Below are 16,920 nucleotides of genomic sequence, written 5' to 3'. Positions count from 1 at the left end.
GCTACTCCGGTAGCCCTTTTTAAATTAAGTTGGAGATGATTTTAGCTGCTAACAGCGCTTACTCTGTAGTAAGCGACTTTACTATATCATTTGCTGAGGCGGGTATTACTTCTGCTAACACTCGTGCTATTTACAAAGTATTTGGGTCTCTTTATTCTTATGTGCCCGGCCGTCCAATTAATCAAATTACAGGATTTGAGGCGGGAGTTGGATATTATGTAATTACTGGAAATTCATCATTAGACCTAACCGGTATAGTTAGAAATGGCGGCAAGCTGGATGTTAATTTCATTTTATCATCAGATTGGTACACAACCAATATAATGAGTCCTCCTGGTAGTGACATCACGTTAGTTGCTAAAGAGGCTGGCACATATAGTAATTTGCTACTTGCTAATGGAATATCGGCGCCGTCTATTACAGTCGAGACCTATGAGGTGGGCCCAAGTAGTGATTATGATAGAGTAGAGTTTAGATACAAGTATAGCAGTGCCACGTGGACTAAAGTTCCAATCGAAAAAATACAAGGTGCGCCACGTCCTCTATTCACCAACAGCGTGATGACTACCCCGAATGGTAATCGATCATATCAGGTGGTTAGAAATGGATCTGAAGGATTTCCGTTGGTATTTTCCAATCTTAAGAATAGCTACGGTGCTTTTGAGTCTCAAATTATCAGTCCTGAAGGAACAAACATTTCTCCTTCCATTTCCGAATCGCAGTATAATGATAATAGTGCGGTATATCTACACTACAATAGAACAATTGATAGGTACACATTACAACTTGTCGCTAAGCCTGCAGCTAAGCCAACACCTGGGATTTCACTTAAGGATCTATTAATTGAAGGGGGTAATCCCATCACAATAAATTTTTCAAACGGCCTAATATTCGATGCTAAAGGAGGCTATCGCATCTTGCAAGGCGGAGCGAATATTAGCTTAGGAAACAAGGTAGTTTACTTGTCTTCTTCTGCTACAGAATTTTTGGACCCCGACTTTAACACAAGGGGTACAGGGCAGAATGTTTATTTGTTTGCTGAAGCGTTTGATACGGCACAATACTTTCCGCGACAAAACGCAACAGTAGTGGGAACCATATCATCGGCATCAGGATTTACAGCTACACTACCAGCTTTTCAGGCTGTCATTGAGGATACAGAGGCGCCAGAATTTTCCCGTTGGGCCACTTTGGAATTAAAAGATCTATTGCCTCATAGAAGCTATGAGGCCTCAAAGATCACTGATTATTTGTCCGACTTTATTGCAAAGTATTGGGCTAGGAACGAAGATGTGACAGTATGTATGGTCGGCGATTCTATCGTAACGGATCTGGGTTGGAATACACCTTTGACCGATGCAATGTACAGGCCACCATTCATGACGGAAGATAACCTTAACGCTTTTTTAGAGAAAAAACTAAGGTGGCGCGAGCAGCAGTACAACCGATTTGATGTGCCGGGTCTCTTCACTGAAGTATTAGGCGGTGGAACATCCCAGGTATTGAGACAGGATGGAGAAGTTTCTGGCGCATGGGGAGTCCATGGCCCAGCTTTTATTCTACCTACGACTAAAGTAATAGATGGTGGAACTAATGCTGGCGTTTCATTTTCGTATCCGGCTGGAATGAGGCGTTGTAATGCTATCCTCCACACCGATTACAAATGGGCGGCAACTACATCAATTTCTATAGCCGGAGGCAACGGTAGGGTACAGGTAAAAAACGAGTCAGGTACATGGGTGGAGGCTAACGGGTACACTTTTTCTGCACAGGAAAGTAGCGCTCTAATAAACGGAACTTTCAGGAAAAGTCAATATCAAAAACGCATACACATGCGCTCCCTTACTGATCTGACGGCAAAAACTATTACGATACAAAACAGCGGCGCCGGCAGGTTTGCATATTGGGGTATTGAATTCAGCCCTCATGAGTTTATGTTTAATTATATCGCTGCGTCAATCGGGTCACAAGCACTTTACGGTCTTTCGCTAAACAAGGCTTGGCAGGTAGACGCGTTTAATCCCGATTTGATCTTGATGGAAGTTCCCATAATTAACGAAGGTGTTCAGAGTGGTAGCGGTACCGAGCCTGCAGGTGTCGAGCCTTATGTAATAGCTGGGCACTTGGAAAGCTACCTGAATGACATCGAAACCGTTAATGCTTGCCCGGTAGTTCCTTTCATCGCTTGGGGCGGTGCCGTAATGGGTATCGTTGAGGCTTCAACAGGTAGATGGGGATACACCACGTATAATGGTCATAATATTACGGTAGATGATTACATTGGAGCTTTGGTTAACAAAGCAAAGGAAATGAACATTCCTTTATTGAACTTTTTTCATCGATTTACAGAAATAGCCTATAGAAAAGCCTCATTAGATGGCGTAACCAATATATATACCGCTGCAATTGCAGGTTCTGGAACAGATGGTAATACATTCTTAAAAGACAGTGCTCACTTGAATGATTATGGAATAGAAATCTTAAAAAGGCTTCTTGAACCTTATTTGAATATATAATGGGCTGGATAACAGAAATACTGGGAAGTGATAACGCTAAACCTGTGTGGGCCAAATTCGCGCATGCGTTGGATTATATCATCGGTGATTTAGGATCGGTGATCAGGACGGCTGCGATTGTAGCCGTGGTTTATCTGGGAATTGCATACGGTAAGCTCGTTCGGGAGATAAAACGGGATTATGTTTCTCCAAAAGAATACGCCTTGAAGACAACAGAATTGCTTTCGGCCCGTGCCCGAGCTGACAGCATAGAAAATGTGCTTACGAAAGAACGACAGGTATTTAACAAAGAAGCGTTTCGCTTTATTGACCTTTTGAGAATTAAAGATTCATTGCTTCAGGAGGAAAGGTTTATAAGAAAGGGTTATGAAAATGTAATAAAAAAAACTATCAAATGAAATACGCAGCATTAACATTGATGGGTTTGTTGCTGTTTGGATTCGCTCACAACACAGACAGTCAGAAGCGAGACACTATAAAACCACCAACGCAGCAGGTAGCTGATCAGCCCGAAATCTACGCTGTTTACCGGTTAAAGGAAATTAACGACAGCGCAACCCTTGCAACAAAAAAGCAAGATGTTGAGCAGGTAAAGCAAAGCTGGTTAACATTTCGAAGTTTGAGTAGACGTTTGATTGCCTATACAAATCGATTGAAGCAGGAGTATAAAGAACAGGTTGTAAGAGACACGGTTGTCGAATACATAATTCTCGATGACCCAAGTGAGCTGAAACCTCCGGGACAGATTGACCCACCGCATGTAGAAGCGGCGGAAAAGAAAGAAAGCTGGATCAAAAGATTATTCAAAAATATTTTCTAATGAAAACTTTACTTATAAAACACTGGCCATGGCTGATTGCCTGCCTCTTATGTTGGGTGATCGGCTTTTTTATGGGCCGGGCGAATAGCGATGTAATTAAAAAGATTGTATATGTTAAAGGGAATACGGTAGAAGATTCGCTCATCGCACCCAAACCTATAAAATCTGAAATTCCGGCGGATCCTGTTTATCCAACTAAAAACGATACTGTTTGGATGAAAGGCCAGCCCGGTGAAACAATTATAGATTCGATACCTTATCAAGTTATCCAGAAAGTTGATACCAGTAAAATTATTTCGGAATACATCACATTAAACCAGTACGACAATACGTTATTCGACAACAGTAACGGGAAATTATCTGTAAGGTCCAACGTACAATACAACAAGCTACAGAGAATTGACTACTCATTTACACCGATCCAAAAGGAAATCACCATAGAGCGAAAACGAACATTTACGCCATTCATTACGGGATCCTACAACACATTTAATCAAGCCGCTGCTGGCGCCGGCATATACATAAAGAATATTGGTATCGGCGCCAAATATATAAAAGACCTGAGTACAGACAGGACGGGTTACGAAGGTGGCATTTACATAAAATTTTAATCATGAAAATTACAATCGATACATCAAAAATTACAGGGGAAGATATTGGGTTATTTCTTTCCAGGTACGAGGTGAAAGATCCTGTTGTTGAGCCCGAAAATCCGGAACCAGAGCCGGAAGATCCTCAACCGCAAGTTGATCATGTTTTGGACTTTGTAGACGCTTATTATAAAGCCTCCGGAGTAGTTGAAGTTGAAGGCGTATCCATTGGAATAAACCCCGAAAAAGGTGATCGGCATATGCTATACGTAGGTTTAGAAAAGCCCACAATCGCCCGGCCCTATTTATTAAACGGTGAATTAATTTTTACGAATCAGCCGAATGCCAATTTTAAAACACTCACTCGGTTGAATAGCAATCCTTTCTCATTCCCGGAAGAACAAACAATTGTATTTAGAAAAATGCCAGGCACCGACTATGAGGCTATTTCGAGCGGCTGGGGCAATTATTACTTAGGCTTCTCGAGCGACAATATAAGAGCAGGAAACAGCAATGCTTATTTAAAAGCAAAAGCATTTCCTAATTACTTCGAATTGTCGTTTATCCATGCAAGATATGAAGCAGACGGCATTACGATTTGGCTGAATGGAAAGAATGTTGGAAAAGTTGCCACTTCTGATATTAGCCGTCGATTAGGGTACGGCGTGGGAATAGAGACTAATTCAACAGATTTCAACTGGCTTGCTACAATGTATATCGAGCGCGGTATGACCGATACAGAACGGGAACAGTATTTTAAAACTATATCGGTAACGTATGATATCGGATCTATGCCGGCGCTGCCTTATGCCAGCGATATAAAAATCATCAACAGCGGTGGAAGATTGACGGTCGGTTATAAATACAACGGCGAGTTCCCCGAGGACAAAAGCAAGGTTGAAGTGCAATGGTGGCAGATGGTTTCGGGGCTTGGTAATCAGAAATTAATCAGCACAGAAAACAGTATCGCATCCACACGTGGCGTTAAAGCGTGCGTGAAAGTAACCGACGTGAAGGGTAGGAACTGGATGTTTGTCTCAGGTCAATACAATTAAATTTTAGCAACATGATATTTATTTCAGCCGGTCATAACAGCAAGAGCAAAAAAGTAAAGCGCGATCCCGGCGCTGTAGCTAACGGATACAAAGAAGGTGATTTGGCAATTGAATTTCGCAACTTGGTGTGTAAGGAGCTGGACGCTCTGCGCGTTCCCTACATCACAGATTCGGATGAGGAAACGCTGGCCATGTATTTACAACGCATTCGCACCGGTTCGGGATCGGTGGTGATAGAATATCACTTCGATGCTGCGACGAACTCGGCCGCTACCGGAACAACGGGATTGATCGAGGCTGCGGCAGATAGGTTGGATAAAGCATTTGCAAAGGAATTGACCGATACAACTGCGGCCGTTTTAGGAATTCGCAACAGAGGTGTTATCGATGAAGGGCAGAGCCATCGCGGCCGGTTGGGGTTGATGCGCGAAGATGGAATTATCTGTTTGTTGGAGCTTGGGTTTATATCCAACAGGAGCGATTTGGATCGGTATTTTGCTAATAAAGATATTTTGGCCCGACGCCATGCTGAAATTATAGTGAAATACGAAAACATTATCCCATAATCTTATGGCAAGCAAAATAGAGACAGCCCTGGTATTATTATCAGGGCTTTTTTGGAATAAAAAAAATTTTAAGTTATCCACAGGTGAAAAACTTTTGCAACCATATAAATGCAAAAACTCTACCTTGCACCTAGGACATAAAAAAACCTCTCCCGGCAAGGAGAGGTAAAAATTTTTTTTGATTTAATTGAATTGTTCGTTCTTTTCGTCGGTGCAAATATTAAACGATTCAACTAATCAGCCAAATAAATTTTATTGCCGCAACCGCGGATTTTATGCTCCTATTTTTTTTAATGTAAAAAAAAGGAGGAAAAATGCAATTAGCAATCTTCAAGTATGACCGAGATGGTCTAAATCAGTTAACAACCGTGGAAATTGAGGGGGAGATATGGTTTCTCGCGTCGGATTTGTGTAAGGTGTTGGAAATTCAGAATGTTACACAAGCCTTGAGCACCCTGGATGATGATGAAAAGCTACCCTATGTAATACATAGGTTAGGTCAAAAGAGAACTGTTAATTTAGTGAACGAGAGCGGTTTATATGCTTTAATATTCAAAAGTAGAAAACCTTCAGCTCAACAGTTTCGAAAATGGGTTACAAAAGAGGTTATTCCAGCAATTCGAAAGTCGGGAGCTTACATGGCAGGTGGAGCGATGCCGAATTTTATTGTTCGGTATAATGATAATTGGCATAAGCTTGACACCGGTTACTTTTCAGTTATTACCGAATTATACGCAAGACTGTATATGCGATTCGAAAAGGAGGGGTATGTAATTCCTGACAAATCGCTTACAGGTACAGAGTTGCGCCCGGATGTTAGCGTGGGAAAATGCTTTGCCAATTTTTTAGACAGTCACTACCCAGCTGTTTGCAAAGACTACAAATATTATAAACACACTTTTCAGAACGGAGTTGAAGTTGATGCCAGGCAATATCCGATAGAGTTGCTGCCAATATTTATTCGATTTATCGATAATCATTGGTTGCCTAAGAATGCGGAGGCTTATTTTAAGGAAAGAGACGTCAAAGCCTTAAAATATCTTCCCAAATTGCTTAGGGCTTCATAGTTATTTAGTAGCACCGACTTGCCCCTCAATCGAGGGGCTTTTTTTATTCTAAAATTTATTGAAAAGTGTCGCTCAATCCACGGAAGTCTTGCTAATGCGCTAAGGTATGCTGCTAAAAGTAAGAAGAAAATAATAAAAAGGTTAGAGGGCTGGCACCGTTGCTAAACTGGTATCACCATCTTAAAGATAAGAATTTTCGAGAGAATTACAGCGCCAGCGCCTGCTCCAGCTGCTTTGCGATATCGGCATTAAATCTCTTTTGCGAAGCAAATTGCCAGCCCTGTTCGATCTGCCAAAATTGCCCGGCAAAGTAATCTCCTATTCCCGCCTTTCCCTGCCTGCGCACATACAAGTGATAAAAGGTCCCACCGGAGCCGGGCACGCTTGTCAGAAAGCCTTTAAATGATTTGTCGTTGGTTTTAAATTCGACAGGAATTTTCATAACAACAAATTTTGCGGATCCTCATTGGGTCGCGGCTTATTCGGCTCAGGCGATGTTCGAAACTCTTTGTCCACTTCATAAGCATCCATTTCCGATTCGCTGATTTTGAAATGCGCTATTTCTGTGATTTGCTTTTCGTTTAAAGTGGGATCCAGCCAATATTTCGCCAGCTCCTCATCTAGGATTAAAGGCATCCGTTTTTTACTGTTGTGAATTTCCTGCATCAGTGTGTTAGCCGCCGTTGTGCAGATAGCGAAGGTGGGCACTACTTCGCCAGTAGCGCGATTGGTCCAGAGATTGTATATGCCGGCCATGAAAAAATGCGGCCTGTCCTTCAAATAAATAAAGTGCGGTATCTTATCGGTAGCCTTCAACTCTTTACCTGATTTCCCAATCTTCGGCACATGCTTCCATTCGTAAAAACCGGATGATAAAACCAGGCATCGATTCCCGACATTCTTTTTGAACATGGGTTTATCCTGCATTTCCTCGGCTATAGCATTGAGCGTTGTTACGGGCGGGTGATATTTGCCTTTCTCATCTTTATAGCCGCCACGGAAATTCGATGCCTGAGCACCATCCGAAATATATGTCGGCAGAAATCCCCATTGCATGAGCTCGTTTACGTAAGCCCCTTCGTTATCTTTTAGGAGCACCGGCCAGTCTGGATATTCAAACCCGCTGGCGACCGGTCGGTTGAAGGGCACGGGGTCAATTTTTTGATCCTCAAAAATTAGGCTTTGAGGGCTGTGATAAGAATTGTAGTAACACATTATTTAATGTTTTCGATGTGCTTTTTTAATTGCTGGTTGATCTCATCCAGGATATTGGAATCGATCTCGGGTTGATCATCATCAACAACATATAATCCGGGCTCATCGCTTTCTATCAGCTGCGTAACCACAGATCCTTTGATCGGATGAAGCAGGTAAACATGAATCAGGCCTGATGGCACAATACCATCCCCGTCATCAACATAATCATAATTTAAGCTTGCATAGTAGGCATACTCGCTATCGTGCAATTTGAAATACAAATGCCCGTAATCGCGAAGATTAATTAGGTTGCTCATAAACTGATAATTTTAGCAAATATTTAAAAACGAACTTTAAATTACCAAAAAAGTATTTGATGTCGGTTAAATAAAAGAAACCCTTACTTTTTTCAACTCCTCGTGTTTCCGCTGATCATGGAGACGGTCATATACAGAATGGACTAATTTTAAGCTTGAATGGCTATTTAAAGCTGCTGCATGTTCGTCCGAATTGTTGGTAACAACTTCTGTGGTATGCGTGTGTTTTAATTCATAAATAGTGTGCTTTGTATTAATACCATATTTTTCGCTCTGCACGTGAGTGGCCCAGCGCCGCTTGATCTGGTCAGTTCTGATCTTTTTGCTTCCCGGAACCAACCCTTCGCTAAAGATGTAATCGTTAGGCTGGGCCGTCTTGCATAACAGCTTCCAGTATCTTAGAGAGTGATTGGTAATTGTCTTTTTCACTTGTTTGTAGGATTTGCCTTTTTTTATCGTGACAACATAGGTTTGATTTGCCAGATCTACGACATTACGCTGTACATCCATAAGCTCAGTAATTCTCGCGCCGGTAGAAAACAGGATCCGGATGAAGAGGCGGAAGGATGTTAATTTCTTTTTGCGCAAATGTTCATCAATCCGTCTGCGCTCGTAGGAAGGAATCCCGGCCTTTAACCTTTCGGTCCATTTCCGTTTTTTAATCTCCCTGGCCGGATTGTGTTCAATGGCGCCCTGCTCAATTAATTCCACAAAAAGCATATTCAAGCATTTGCGGTAAACATTGAACTGATTGTTATTCCAAACCTCTTTAATGTTGGCGCAATTGTCAAGTATCGCTCTGATGTGCTTAATTCTGGTTTCTCCGACTTCCAATCCTGTCAATTTGAGGCTGAAAATGGATTTCGTGGCATATTTAACCACCCCTTTTACTTCTGCTCTGGTAGTCGGCGCGACGTCAATCGTTTCGGCAGATTTCGCTAACGCTTTGTAAAGCCTGGTTGACGGAGAAAGTATAGCTTCGTATTCTGTATCTGGCTTAAATTCCTGTGTGATTGGATTGAAACCTTGCTCGACTAAGATAGTAAGTTCGCTTTCAATAATCATTTTGGTCGCTTTCGTCCGCTCTCGATGCGTGAAAAGCTCGTTCATGCCTTTGAGTATCACTTGTTTGGGAATGAGATTTCCCTGTTTGTCTACCCTTTTGGGATCGTAAAATCGGTACGATATGTACCATTTTTCTTTTAAAGACTTCTCTCCGCCTTTTTCCCAGTTTTTAGGATGAACGGTGAGGGGGCTGCACCAGCAACCGTTGGGGAGTCTAATTTGATTCTTGCGCTTCATATCTTTTTTGTTTTGTTAACTCGAATTGTTAACGTTTGAAAAATATTGAAGCCGCAAGGCTAAGGTTGAAAAAGGCCGAAACTCAATACAGTATTGGATTTCGACCTTTGTGGGAGTTGACGGGCTCGAACCGCCGACCCTCTGCTTGTAAGGCAGATGCTCTGAACCAACTGAGCTAAACTCCCTCTTTTATTTTCCCCTTGTTTGTAAAAGGGAGTGCAAAAATAAGGTAACCGAATCTAATATTCCAAAAAAAATATCATTTTTTTTTACGCATCTTGCAGCATGGCAAATACTTACTGCGATTTTGTAAAAGGCAAAGGTAAACGAACCGTTCACGAATCGTATCACGACCACGAATATGGCTTCCCCCTTCAATCAGACAATGAACTGTTTGCAAGGTTGGTGCTCGAGATCAACCAGGCCGGGCTCAGCTGGGAAACCATTTTAAAAAAGAAAGACAATTTTTACAAGGCTTTCAGCAATTTTGACATTGCTAAAGTAAGCCGCTTCAATTCGAAGAAATTCGATGCGCTTATGCAGGATGCAGGTATCATCCGCAACCGGCTGAAGATAAACGCGGCAATCGAAAACGCCAAAACCATTGTCGGCTTGCAAAAGGAGTTTGGTTCATTTCAAAACTGGCTCAACCATCATCACCCGCAAACCAAAGAAGCCTGGATGAAACTGTTTAAGAAAACGTTCAAGTTTACCGGCGGCGAAATCGTCAATGAGTTTCTGATGAGCACCGGCTACCTGCCCGGTTGTCATAGCGAATCCTGCCCTACATATAAAAAAATCCTCAGGCTAAAGCCGATGTGGATGCGCAGATAGTTTATTCAGCGCTTTTAATAGGCAATAACTGGTCAAACATTAATCCGCTCCAGCCCTCGCCTTTACCGGTTGTTTTGGTCCGTCCAATCCACAAAAAAGTAGCACCGTTGAGCCAGCGCGTTCTTTTGTAAGATCGTTTCACAATCACGCCGGCGCGGGGCACTTCCTCCTCTTCAATCAAATGTTTGCCGGGCGGCTGCTCGGTCAGCAGTTTGCTCAGCGGCGGCGGTGCGTTGGGGATACGTGCCCTTTGCAGGCGCACTTCCTGCCGGGCCAGGTCTTTATGAACCGGCACAAAAGGAATCCAGTTTTCGGGAACGCTTGTGCCTAATAAGTAGCGGATTTTTGCTTCGGGGTCGGCCGGCGTAAATTGTTCCTCATACCTTTTGGCGTTGGCTTTAATTTGCCGGTTACCGCCCGCGGCCGAGGGTACGATGCTTTCAATAGCCCAAACCATATTAGTCATTTCATCCCGCATAAAATTAATCTGTTCCAGCGGGTCGCCTTGCTGAATTTTATAGGAAGCCGGCGCCAGGTAGAACCGGTTGCGCGGAGAGGTGAGGTTTTGCCGTTCCGTATGGCGGAAGCAGGCAAACTCATGCCAGTTCATTTCGGGATCTTTGAAAGTTGGCTCCACGAGGATATTTTGTCCAAACACATCCGTCACCATAATGCCCTTGACTTCGCAAAGCGTGTTCATCTGCATTTCATAAGGCAGTACAAACCAGTCGTTGGAATAGGTGAGTCCATATTCTGCAACGAGCAGCGATAGCAATCCGCTGGTGCCGGTTTGAATTTTTCCGAGATCCACGCGGCTGTCTTCCATTTGCCAAAACCTCGGATGGGGCATGCCACTATATTGCAAAGGCGTTGGCATAAAAGTCTGAACAAGCGTTTCGGGTTTGTCCGTTGCGGGACGGGTGCTATTTAGCGGCTTTCTGTTTTCATCAAAAGTCATCCAGTCGATCTTTCCGGAGACATATGCTTCCGCATCGAGGATAACGGTTTGGCGCCCTTCAGGATGCGGCAACTCCATGCCAAAATTATATTGCATGCGATTGGGCATCCATGCGTTTTTGTGATCGTTGTGAGAAGGGTAGAGGTAATGAAACCATTTTTCAAACTGCGGCGCTACCTCCCCGATCAGCTGTTCGGCCGTTGTGGCGGCTATCGCCGGAAGATGATTAACAAACGATGCATAAGATCCGTCTTCGATCGCCTGCAGCAACTGGTAACCATCAGGCATACTGTCGCCCACCGATTGCGTCAGATAGAGCGCTTCCCGGTCTTCAGCGTGAACATCGGCGGTTAGCGGGTATTGCCGGGAAAAATCCGGTTGCAGATCCTGAAGTGCTGAGTCTTTTAAGAATTTACAAAACTGGCGGCCCATTTGCAGCCGGAGGTAAAAATCAATATCCGGCCCCTCGTTTTCGATAAAAGGCTCTAGCGGCGATGCCGACGCATCATAAGCAAAGGAGTTTTCTTTGAACTGCACCAGGCCGGGTTGCTGATGTTCGGATAAGATCTTTGCCTGGTAGGCGGTTCCCGCGTCTTCGCCCTGGAATTCGCCCAGCTGCCACTGCCGGCACAACATCCATAACGGGTCGGCCACTTCGGCGCGCAGGGTTCGGTCAAACTCATCGGTTCGCGGCAAACCCTCCAGCCGGTTGCGGTTTGAGATTAGTGGTTTGATAAATTTATAATCAGGAAGATTGACTTTAGTAGTAATCTTCAGATTGCTGAATTTGGTGAGTTCTATAGCCATGATCTATTTTTTTTAATTCCACTTTTTATAAAGCTGTAGGTTGGCTGTTGCCGCGAGTTTTTGAAATTTATCGCTAAGCAGCAGATAGTCCAGAGATACATTCGCTTCGTTGACGTCGAAAGAGGCAATAGTCATGGGTAATAGCACGCTGAGTGTCTCATGCTCCATGATATGGTCAGGCTCTACCGCTCTTGATTTTGACCTGCGCAGCGTGTCGTCCAACACGCCCTGTAAAACATCCCAGTCCCATTTTTCTCCGCCCGTGGGTTCTATGGCTACGATGATCGATTGCGGCGCGGCAGCGTTGGGCTGATTGTAATGAAAAGCTACGCCGGTCACTTCATCAGCGATCGGAATTTTTTCTGTCCATTCGTCAATGATCCAGGCCGATTGTTTTTGCGCAGTTTCAAAAGCGGTTTCGCCGATCAGCGCCAGCGACACGGTATCATCCATAATAGTAAAGGGAGCTCCGGCATATTCCTTAGGAAATTCAACGCCCAGCCAACTATCATCCGGCCGGAAAGGCACCTGCGCCATTTGCAGCCGAAGATCACTCTGGCTGATGCTTTCCGCCATCGTGCGAACGGTTTCAAAACGCGCCACATCTTTTCTAACGCGGGCTACCGACTGAATCCAGGCGTCTTTCAGGGCGCCTTTGCTCAACTCATTTTTCTTTTGATGATAAGCGAGCAACTGCGATTCGTTGGCGAAAGTTTTTTGAAGATCGTCGGTGTTCGCATATTGAAATTGCGGCAACGGTACGAAATCGTCTCCCAATAAAATTTTCGACGCCTCGGTGTACAATTTTATTTTATTGAAGATATTTGTTTCACCAGCGGCTGCGCCCAGTTTGGCATTGGTCTTCGCGATTTTTGTTCCCAAAACCTGCCAGACTTGCTGCGTTTTTTCGAGCAATTCTTTTTTCTTTTGAAGGGTAATAAAAGTGAGGTTTTCGGGATAGGCCAGCTGTACGCCGTAAGTCGAAGCGGTGATCTGAAGCTGCATCATTTTGTTGAGCGTCTCATCCGATAACTCGATGCGCTCGTAGCGCTCTTTTTCGTTGGGCTGCGCTGCCGCGGTTTGAAAGAAATCCGCTATTGTCTCAGGGTTAAATTCATCTTTAGGGGCAACGGGCGCGGGTTCGGTTTCATTGAAAGCCTGGTATAATTCCGAAAGTTTTTTCCATTGAAAATGGATGCGCTCATGCCATTCATTAAAATCGATTCCTGAGTCATCGGTGCTTTCATTGACGACTTTTTTTCTGGAGATAAAATCTTTTGCCGAAGCAGCGCGGACGCTGCCGATCAACATTTTCAGGCTACGCAGCAACGGATAAACTTGCGCCAGCGTTTTGCCCGGCTTTGAAACTGCTTCCGGGCTGAAACTGATTCGGACGCCTGTGGCGGTATCAGTGTTTTCCCGCTTTCTAAAATAATAAGCGATACGACTTTCCAGCTCTGTGGCTCCGCCGCCCAGGTCTTCGGGGATCATATACACCAGGTCGATAGGATGCAGCTCGAGATCGGAAAGCGTGATCATGATGGTGTTAGTGGCATTGCCATTCGCATCCAGCGCTGCCGCTGTACAAAATATTTGTTGGGGATCGCCGATCAACTCCGATAACCATAAGTTCAGCCCCGGTTCAAAACGGGCACGGGGCGATAAGACAGAGGGCCAGCCCACACCCAGGCTAAGGCCGCCTTCTGTTCTGAAGTGAACTGAAATGCGGTGCGTGTAAGTAAACAAGCTCGACCGCGGCGTTTCAGTTACTTGTATTTCAGGCGGTGTGTCAGCCAGCAGCGTCGCGTTGAGCACGCCGGAAGTTCTGTCCTGGTTGCCCTGCGTCAGTTGATACGCGCTTTCCGCCAGCAACAGGTCGTTGCAGGCATCCAGGCTGTCGGCCAGCTTATCTCTTATTTTTAAAATTTCAGTACGGTCGCCCTGGTTGGCTACCAGCGTACCGATTTCTGATACGCTCGCTTTAATGATTTTTAATCCATTGACAACAGGATAGGAATCGATTGTTTCCTGCGCTTCAGCAGCGCCTTGTTGAGGAACTGAAATATTTTGTATTTCATATTTATTTCTAAACTCATAGATGTAGCGGTTTAGATTGGCAATTCCTTTTGTGGTGGCATCATGAACCGCCCGTTCAAACTGATACCCGAGCAACGCCTCGATCGACTGGCCGTTGCTCACTCCCTGTAAAAGGCTTAGGGCATTCCGCGTTCTTTCGCTGGAAAGATTGATGCTAAAGGCTTGGGTTTTGCTACGCGACGCATGGTTTTTATAGCCCGCCAGTAAAAGTCCCATAGCTGTAGCATGGTTTAATGAGGGCACATGGGTGAAGCCGGCATTTTCTTTCAGTTTGATCGGAGCTATGCCATTCGACGGTTTTAATTGTTGGGGCACAGCAGCGGCAGCTAGTGGGATGTGGGTTGCTGCCTTCAGGTTTTCAACCCAGCCATAAGCGCCAATGTAAGCTCCGGTTGGCGCGGCGGCGCGATTGGCCAACGCTCGCCGTGTGAATAATCCGGTTTGCCATGCATCTAAGCGGTAAGAACAGAGGTCCACAAAATCACGCAGGTTTTTTTCCAGCGTTTTGGTGGAAAGCTTCGCTAAGCCGCTCATGGCTTTTTTCATTTCAGATAGCTGCCTGTTTTCGGTTCCAACGAACTTACCCAGCAGATAGTCGCCCAGGTTGCCGCGAACATTGGCAAACTTCACCCGGTCGAGTTTTTGCGGCTCGCCCCTCAACAGTTCGTAAGAGGTAAGATCGGGCGCCGCTTTGTCAAAATTGTAAAGGCTTTTTTCAAAACTGGCCAGGTTAATGGGCAATTTGTTTTTGATATAGAATTTCGTTCCGGCCTGGCGCAGTTCCGTAAGCATCGCATGCCTTAGCCAGATAGCCAGGAGCGTGCGCGGCGGTTTATCGCCGTCAAAATTTACGGATTCGAGCGCCGCCACAGTGGCTTTCTGTGCCATCCATTCGATATAATTTAAACCCGATTTGGGCAGCGCTGGCAAGAACTCATTTTCCGCGCCGGCCACATTGGGCAATAACAGTTTTTTATCGGAAAGCGGGGTGGTGCGGTCATAGAAAATCATGTTGCTGATCAACGGATAGAAACTGTCTTTTCCATATACGAACCCGAGCGATTTTAGGAATGTAACGATGCGGTGGTTGAGCGCCTGTACATCGTTTTGAAGATTGTTGATATTGATATTGCCCAGCGCATAACTGAAGTCGGGAAGGTTGCCCAGCCGCTGACGAAAAGCGACCGATCCCGAATGCAAGCCCAATATTTTCAGCAGCGTCTCTGTGTCGCCTCCTTTTGCTACCGAGGGCACTTTGCCCGCCACCATGCCATCCCATATCTGCTGCAGCCGGTTTAGGCAAAGCGCCATACCCGTATAGAATTTCGAGTTCGTTTCAGTCCACCTGTCTAAATCGCTGCTTAGTAAAACGCCATACGGCTGGTCGCCCACCCTGATTGCGGGAAGCGGCCCTCGCGCCGAAACATAATTTGTAAAAAATGACCTGATTAGGTTCGCATCGGATTCCTTAATGACAGGATCCATCAATTCATTAAAATAATAAGACAAAGTTGCGGCATATAAGGCCGTGTTCATCATGAGCGCCTGGGCGTGCTCGCTGAGGTCGCCGTTATTGACTTCATCCAAATGGCTGATATCTATGCCCAGGATTCTTGTAAACAAATCCAGGTCTGATCCGGCTGTTTTGCCCGTCTTTGCGCCGGTGTAATATCCCCTGGCTAAAAGATCTTCATTTTTTACGTAACCTGACCCGTCTTTCTCTGTGTTGTTGGTGGGCGTTCCCTGTTTTAAGAAGGAGAAGCCTTTCGACGCACAATGATGGTTTTCAAAAAGCGTTTCCAAAATCATCTTACCATTATCCGCATCAGCCGAATGTGCGAGGCCCAAAACGGTGAGGCGTTCCAGTTTGTTGCCTGTAGCAAACATGGTCGGCTGAAGCCTTATTTTCATGCCGAGTCCCAATTCAATGGCGCGATCAAAATGCTGCAGCCAATCGATGTCTTCATTAAACCGTATGTCGTTCGCTTCTTTTTTAATGGCTTCTTCTGCAGCCATTGGATCGGGGCCGAGAAAAACTGTGTCTGGTATGATGTTCCCGATCTGTTCATGAACGCTTTTTCCGTTTCTAAAAATGGTTACCACAAAGCGATCAGGAAGCGCCTGCGTCTGGGGCGCGCGTGTCCAGGAGTGTGTTTTTATTTCCGGATAAGTTGGAAATTGAAGCGTTGGGGCAGTTGCGTCCATATTGATCCAGTTGACGGGCTTGGTGCTTTTTGCAACCCAAATAGCGCGCTGGGCGCCGGTAACTGTTTCTTTTAATTTTAACCATATATTTTTTCTGGCTTCCTCTTTTTCATCCGGGGAAAGCTGGCTGCTCACATCGGCCATGGCCGTCCAGTAAGCCTGGCCGGCATCAATTTCGCCTTGGGTCATAGCGGGTTCGTGCGTGTTGGTATGTATATCGTCGGGGAAGATGCGTATCCATAGTTCAGGCACCGAACTGATGGGTGGGTTGACGAATCGGGTTTCAATACGCACTGGCAGCATCACCACCGGCACTTTGCCGTTAAGCTCTTTTGTTAGTGAACGAATATTGAGCAGGTGCAGCTTTTTAATCGCTTCATTGAGGCTGATGCGGCTATTTTTCAACCTGGCTTCTGATGTTTTTAGCTGTTTGAATGCGCTCGATTCATCCGTTGCTTTGTATCCTTTCTGAATCTTTAATTTGTCAGCATAAGTCGTTTGATCCGTACGCTGATAATCGGATCTCAGTTTTTTTATATGATTGATTTGTTCCTGAAAGCTTGCCATGAGTTGGGTGTTTATTTTTTCA

Annotated in this window: 14 protein-coding genes and 1 tRNA gene; 8 read left to right on the top strand and 7 right to left on the bottom strand. The window is 44.9% G+C overall.

Going from position 1 to position 16,920, the window contains the following annotated elements:
* Nucleotides 1-35 precede the first annotated feature (35 nt).
* The 7 genes from ABDK00_RS14010 to ABDK00_RS13980 all read left to right on the top strand — a co-directional run bounded on the left by ABDK00_RS14010 (nucleotide 36) and on the right by ABDK00_RS13980 (nucleotide 6,614).
* A complete protein-coding gene (locus ABDK00_RS14010; RefSeq protein WP_346236761.1) occupies nucleotides 36-2,516 on the top strand; it encodes a hypothetical protein in 2,481 nt (826 codons plus the stop codon).
* The gene (locus ABDK00_RS14005) at nucleotides 2,516-2,914 is read left to right on the top strand and encodes a hypothetical protein (RefSeq protein ID WP_346236762.1); all 399 of its coding nucleotides are present in this window, start codon (nucleotides 2,516-2,518) and stop codon (nucleotides 2,912-2,914) included. Before ABDK00_RS14010 ends, ABDK00_RS14005 begins: the two co-directional genes overlap by 1 nt.
* On the top strand, nucleotides 2,911-3,336 hold the full coding sequence (locus ABDK00_RS14000; protein ID WP_346236764.1) for a hypothetical protein: 426 nt from the start codon (nucleotides 2,911-2,913) through the stop codon (nucleotides 3,334-3,336). Before ABDK00_RS14005 ends, ABDK00_RS14000 begins: the two co-directional genes overlap by 4 nt.
* Nucleotides 3,336-3,947 (top strand): hypothetical protein, encoded by a 612-nt coding sequence (locus tag ABDK00_RS13995; RefSeq protein ID WP_346236765.1) that lies wholly within the window; start codon nucleotides 3,336-3,338, stop codon nucleotides 3,945-3,947. Before ABDK00_RS14000 ends, ABDK00_RS13995 begins: the two co-directional genes overlap by 1 nt.
* A gap of 2 nt (nucleotides 3,948-3,949) precedes the next feature.
* The gene (locus tag ABDK00_RS13990; protein ID WP_346236766.1) at nucleotides 3,950-4,981 is read left to right on the top strand and encodes a hypothetical protein; all 1,032 of its coding nucleotides are present in this window, start codon (nucleotides 3,950-3,952) and stop codon (nucleotides 4,979-4,981) included.
* Nucleotides 4,982-4,992: 11 nt separating this feature from the next.
* Entirely contained in the window at nucleotides 4,993-5,547 is a 555-nt protein-coding gene (locus ABDK00_RS13985) for an N-acetylmuramoyl-L-alanine amidase (protein ID WP_346236767.1), read from the top strand.
* Nucleotides 5,548-5,861: 314 nt separating this feature from the next.
* Nucleotides 5,862-6,614 carry a BRO-N domain-containing protein gene (locus ABDK00_RS13980; protein ID WP_346236768.1) on the top strand — a complete coding sequence of 251 codons (753 nt, stop codon included), beginning with the start codon at nucleotides 5,862-5,864 and terminating at the stop codon, nucleotides 6,612-6,614.
* 205 nt (nucleotides 6,615-6,819) lie between these two features.
* On the opposite strand, the gene ABDK00_RS13975 is transcribed toward ABDK00_RS13980, so the two are convergent.
* The 5 genes from ABDK00_RS13975 to ABDK00_RS13955 form a co-directional block, all read right to left on the bottom strand.
* Nucleotides 6,820-7,056 carry a hypothetical protein gene (locus ABDK00_RS13975; protein ID WP_346236769.1) on the bottom strand — a complete coding sequence of 79 codons (237 nt, stop codon included), beginning with the start codon at nucleotides 7,054-7,056 and terminating at the stop codon, nucleotides 6,820-6,822.
* Complete coding sequence (locus ABDK00_RS13970) at nucleotides 7,053-7,763, bottom strand: SOS response-associated peptidase (RefSeq protein WP_428400335.1); 711 nt, start codon at nucleotides 7,761-7,763, stop codon at nucleotides 7,053-7,055. Before ABDK00_RS13970 ends, ABDK00_RS13975 begins: the two co-directional genes overlap by 4 nt.
* Before the next feature lie 65 nt (nucleotides 7,764-7,828).
* Nucleotides 7,829-8,128, bottom strand: a complete 300-nt coding sequence (locus ABDK00_RS13965; RefSeq protein WP_346236772.1) for a hypothetical protein — start codon at nucleotides 8,126-8,128, stop codon at nucleotides 7,829-7,831.
* Between the two features lie 66 nt (nucleotides 8,129-8,194).
* The gene (locus tag ABDK00_RS13960) at nucleotides 8,195-9,430 is read right to left on the bottom strand and encodes a tyrosine-type recombinase/integrase (RefSeq protein ID WP_346236773.1); all 1,236 of its coding nucleotides are present in this window, start codon (nucleotides 9,428-9,430) and stop codon (nucleotides 8,195-8,197) included.
* Nucleotides 9,431-9,540: 110 nt separating this feature from the next.
* A tRNA-Val gene (locus ABDK00_RS13955) sits at nucleotides 9,541-9,615 on the bottom strand.
* 100 nt (nucleotides 9,616-9,715) lie between these two features.
* Here ABDK00_RS13955 and ABDK00_RS13950 point away from each other — a divergent pair.
* Complete coding sequence (locus ABDK00_RS13950; RefSeq protein WP_346236775.1) at nucleotides 9,716-10,264, top strand: DNA-3-methyladenine glycosylase I; 549 nt, start codon at nucleotides 9,716-9,718, stop codon at nucleotides 10,262-10,264.
* A 1-nt stretch (nucleotide 10,265) separates the two neighbouring features.
* Here ABDK00_RS13950 and ABDK00_RS13945 read toward each other — a convergent pair whose 3' ends face one another.
* Nucleotides 10,266-12,029: a hypothetical protein gene (locus ABDK00_RS13945; protein ID WP_346236777.1), complete on the bottom strand. Its 1,764-nt coding sequence runs from the start codon at nucleotides 12,027-12,029 to the stop codon at nucleotides 10,266-10,268.
* A 12-nt stretch (nucleotides 12,030-12,041) separates the two neighbouring features.
* A complete protein-coding gene (locus ABDK00_RS13940; protein ID WP_346236779.1) occupies nucleotides 12,042-16,898 on the bottom strand; it encodes a hypothetical protein in 4,857 nt (1,618 codons plus the stop codon).
* Between the last annotated feature and the right edge of the window lie 22 nt (nucleotides 16,899-16,920).

It is taken from the genome of Niabella insulisoli (genome assembly GCF_039652435.2).
GTDB classification, from domain to species: domain Bacteria; phylum Bacteroidota; class Bacteroidia; order Chitinophagales; family Chitinophagaceae; genus Niabella; species Niabella insulamsoli.
This window is presented reverse-complemented; position numbering and strand designations above follow the sequence as displayed.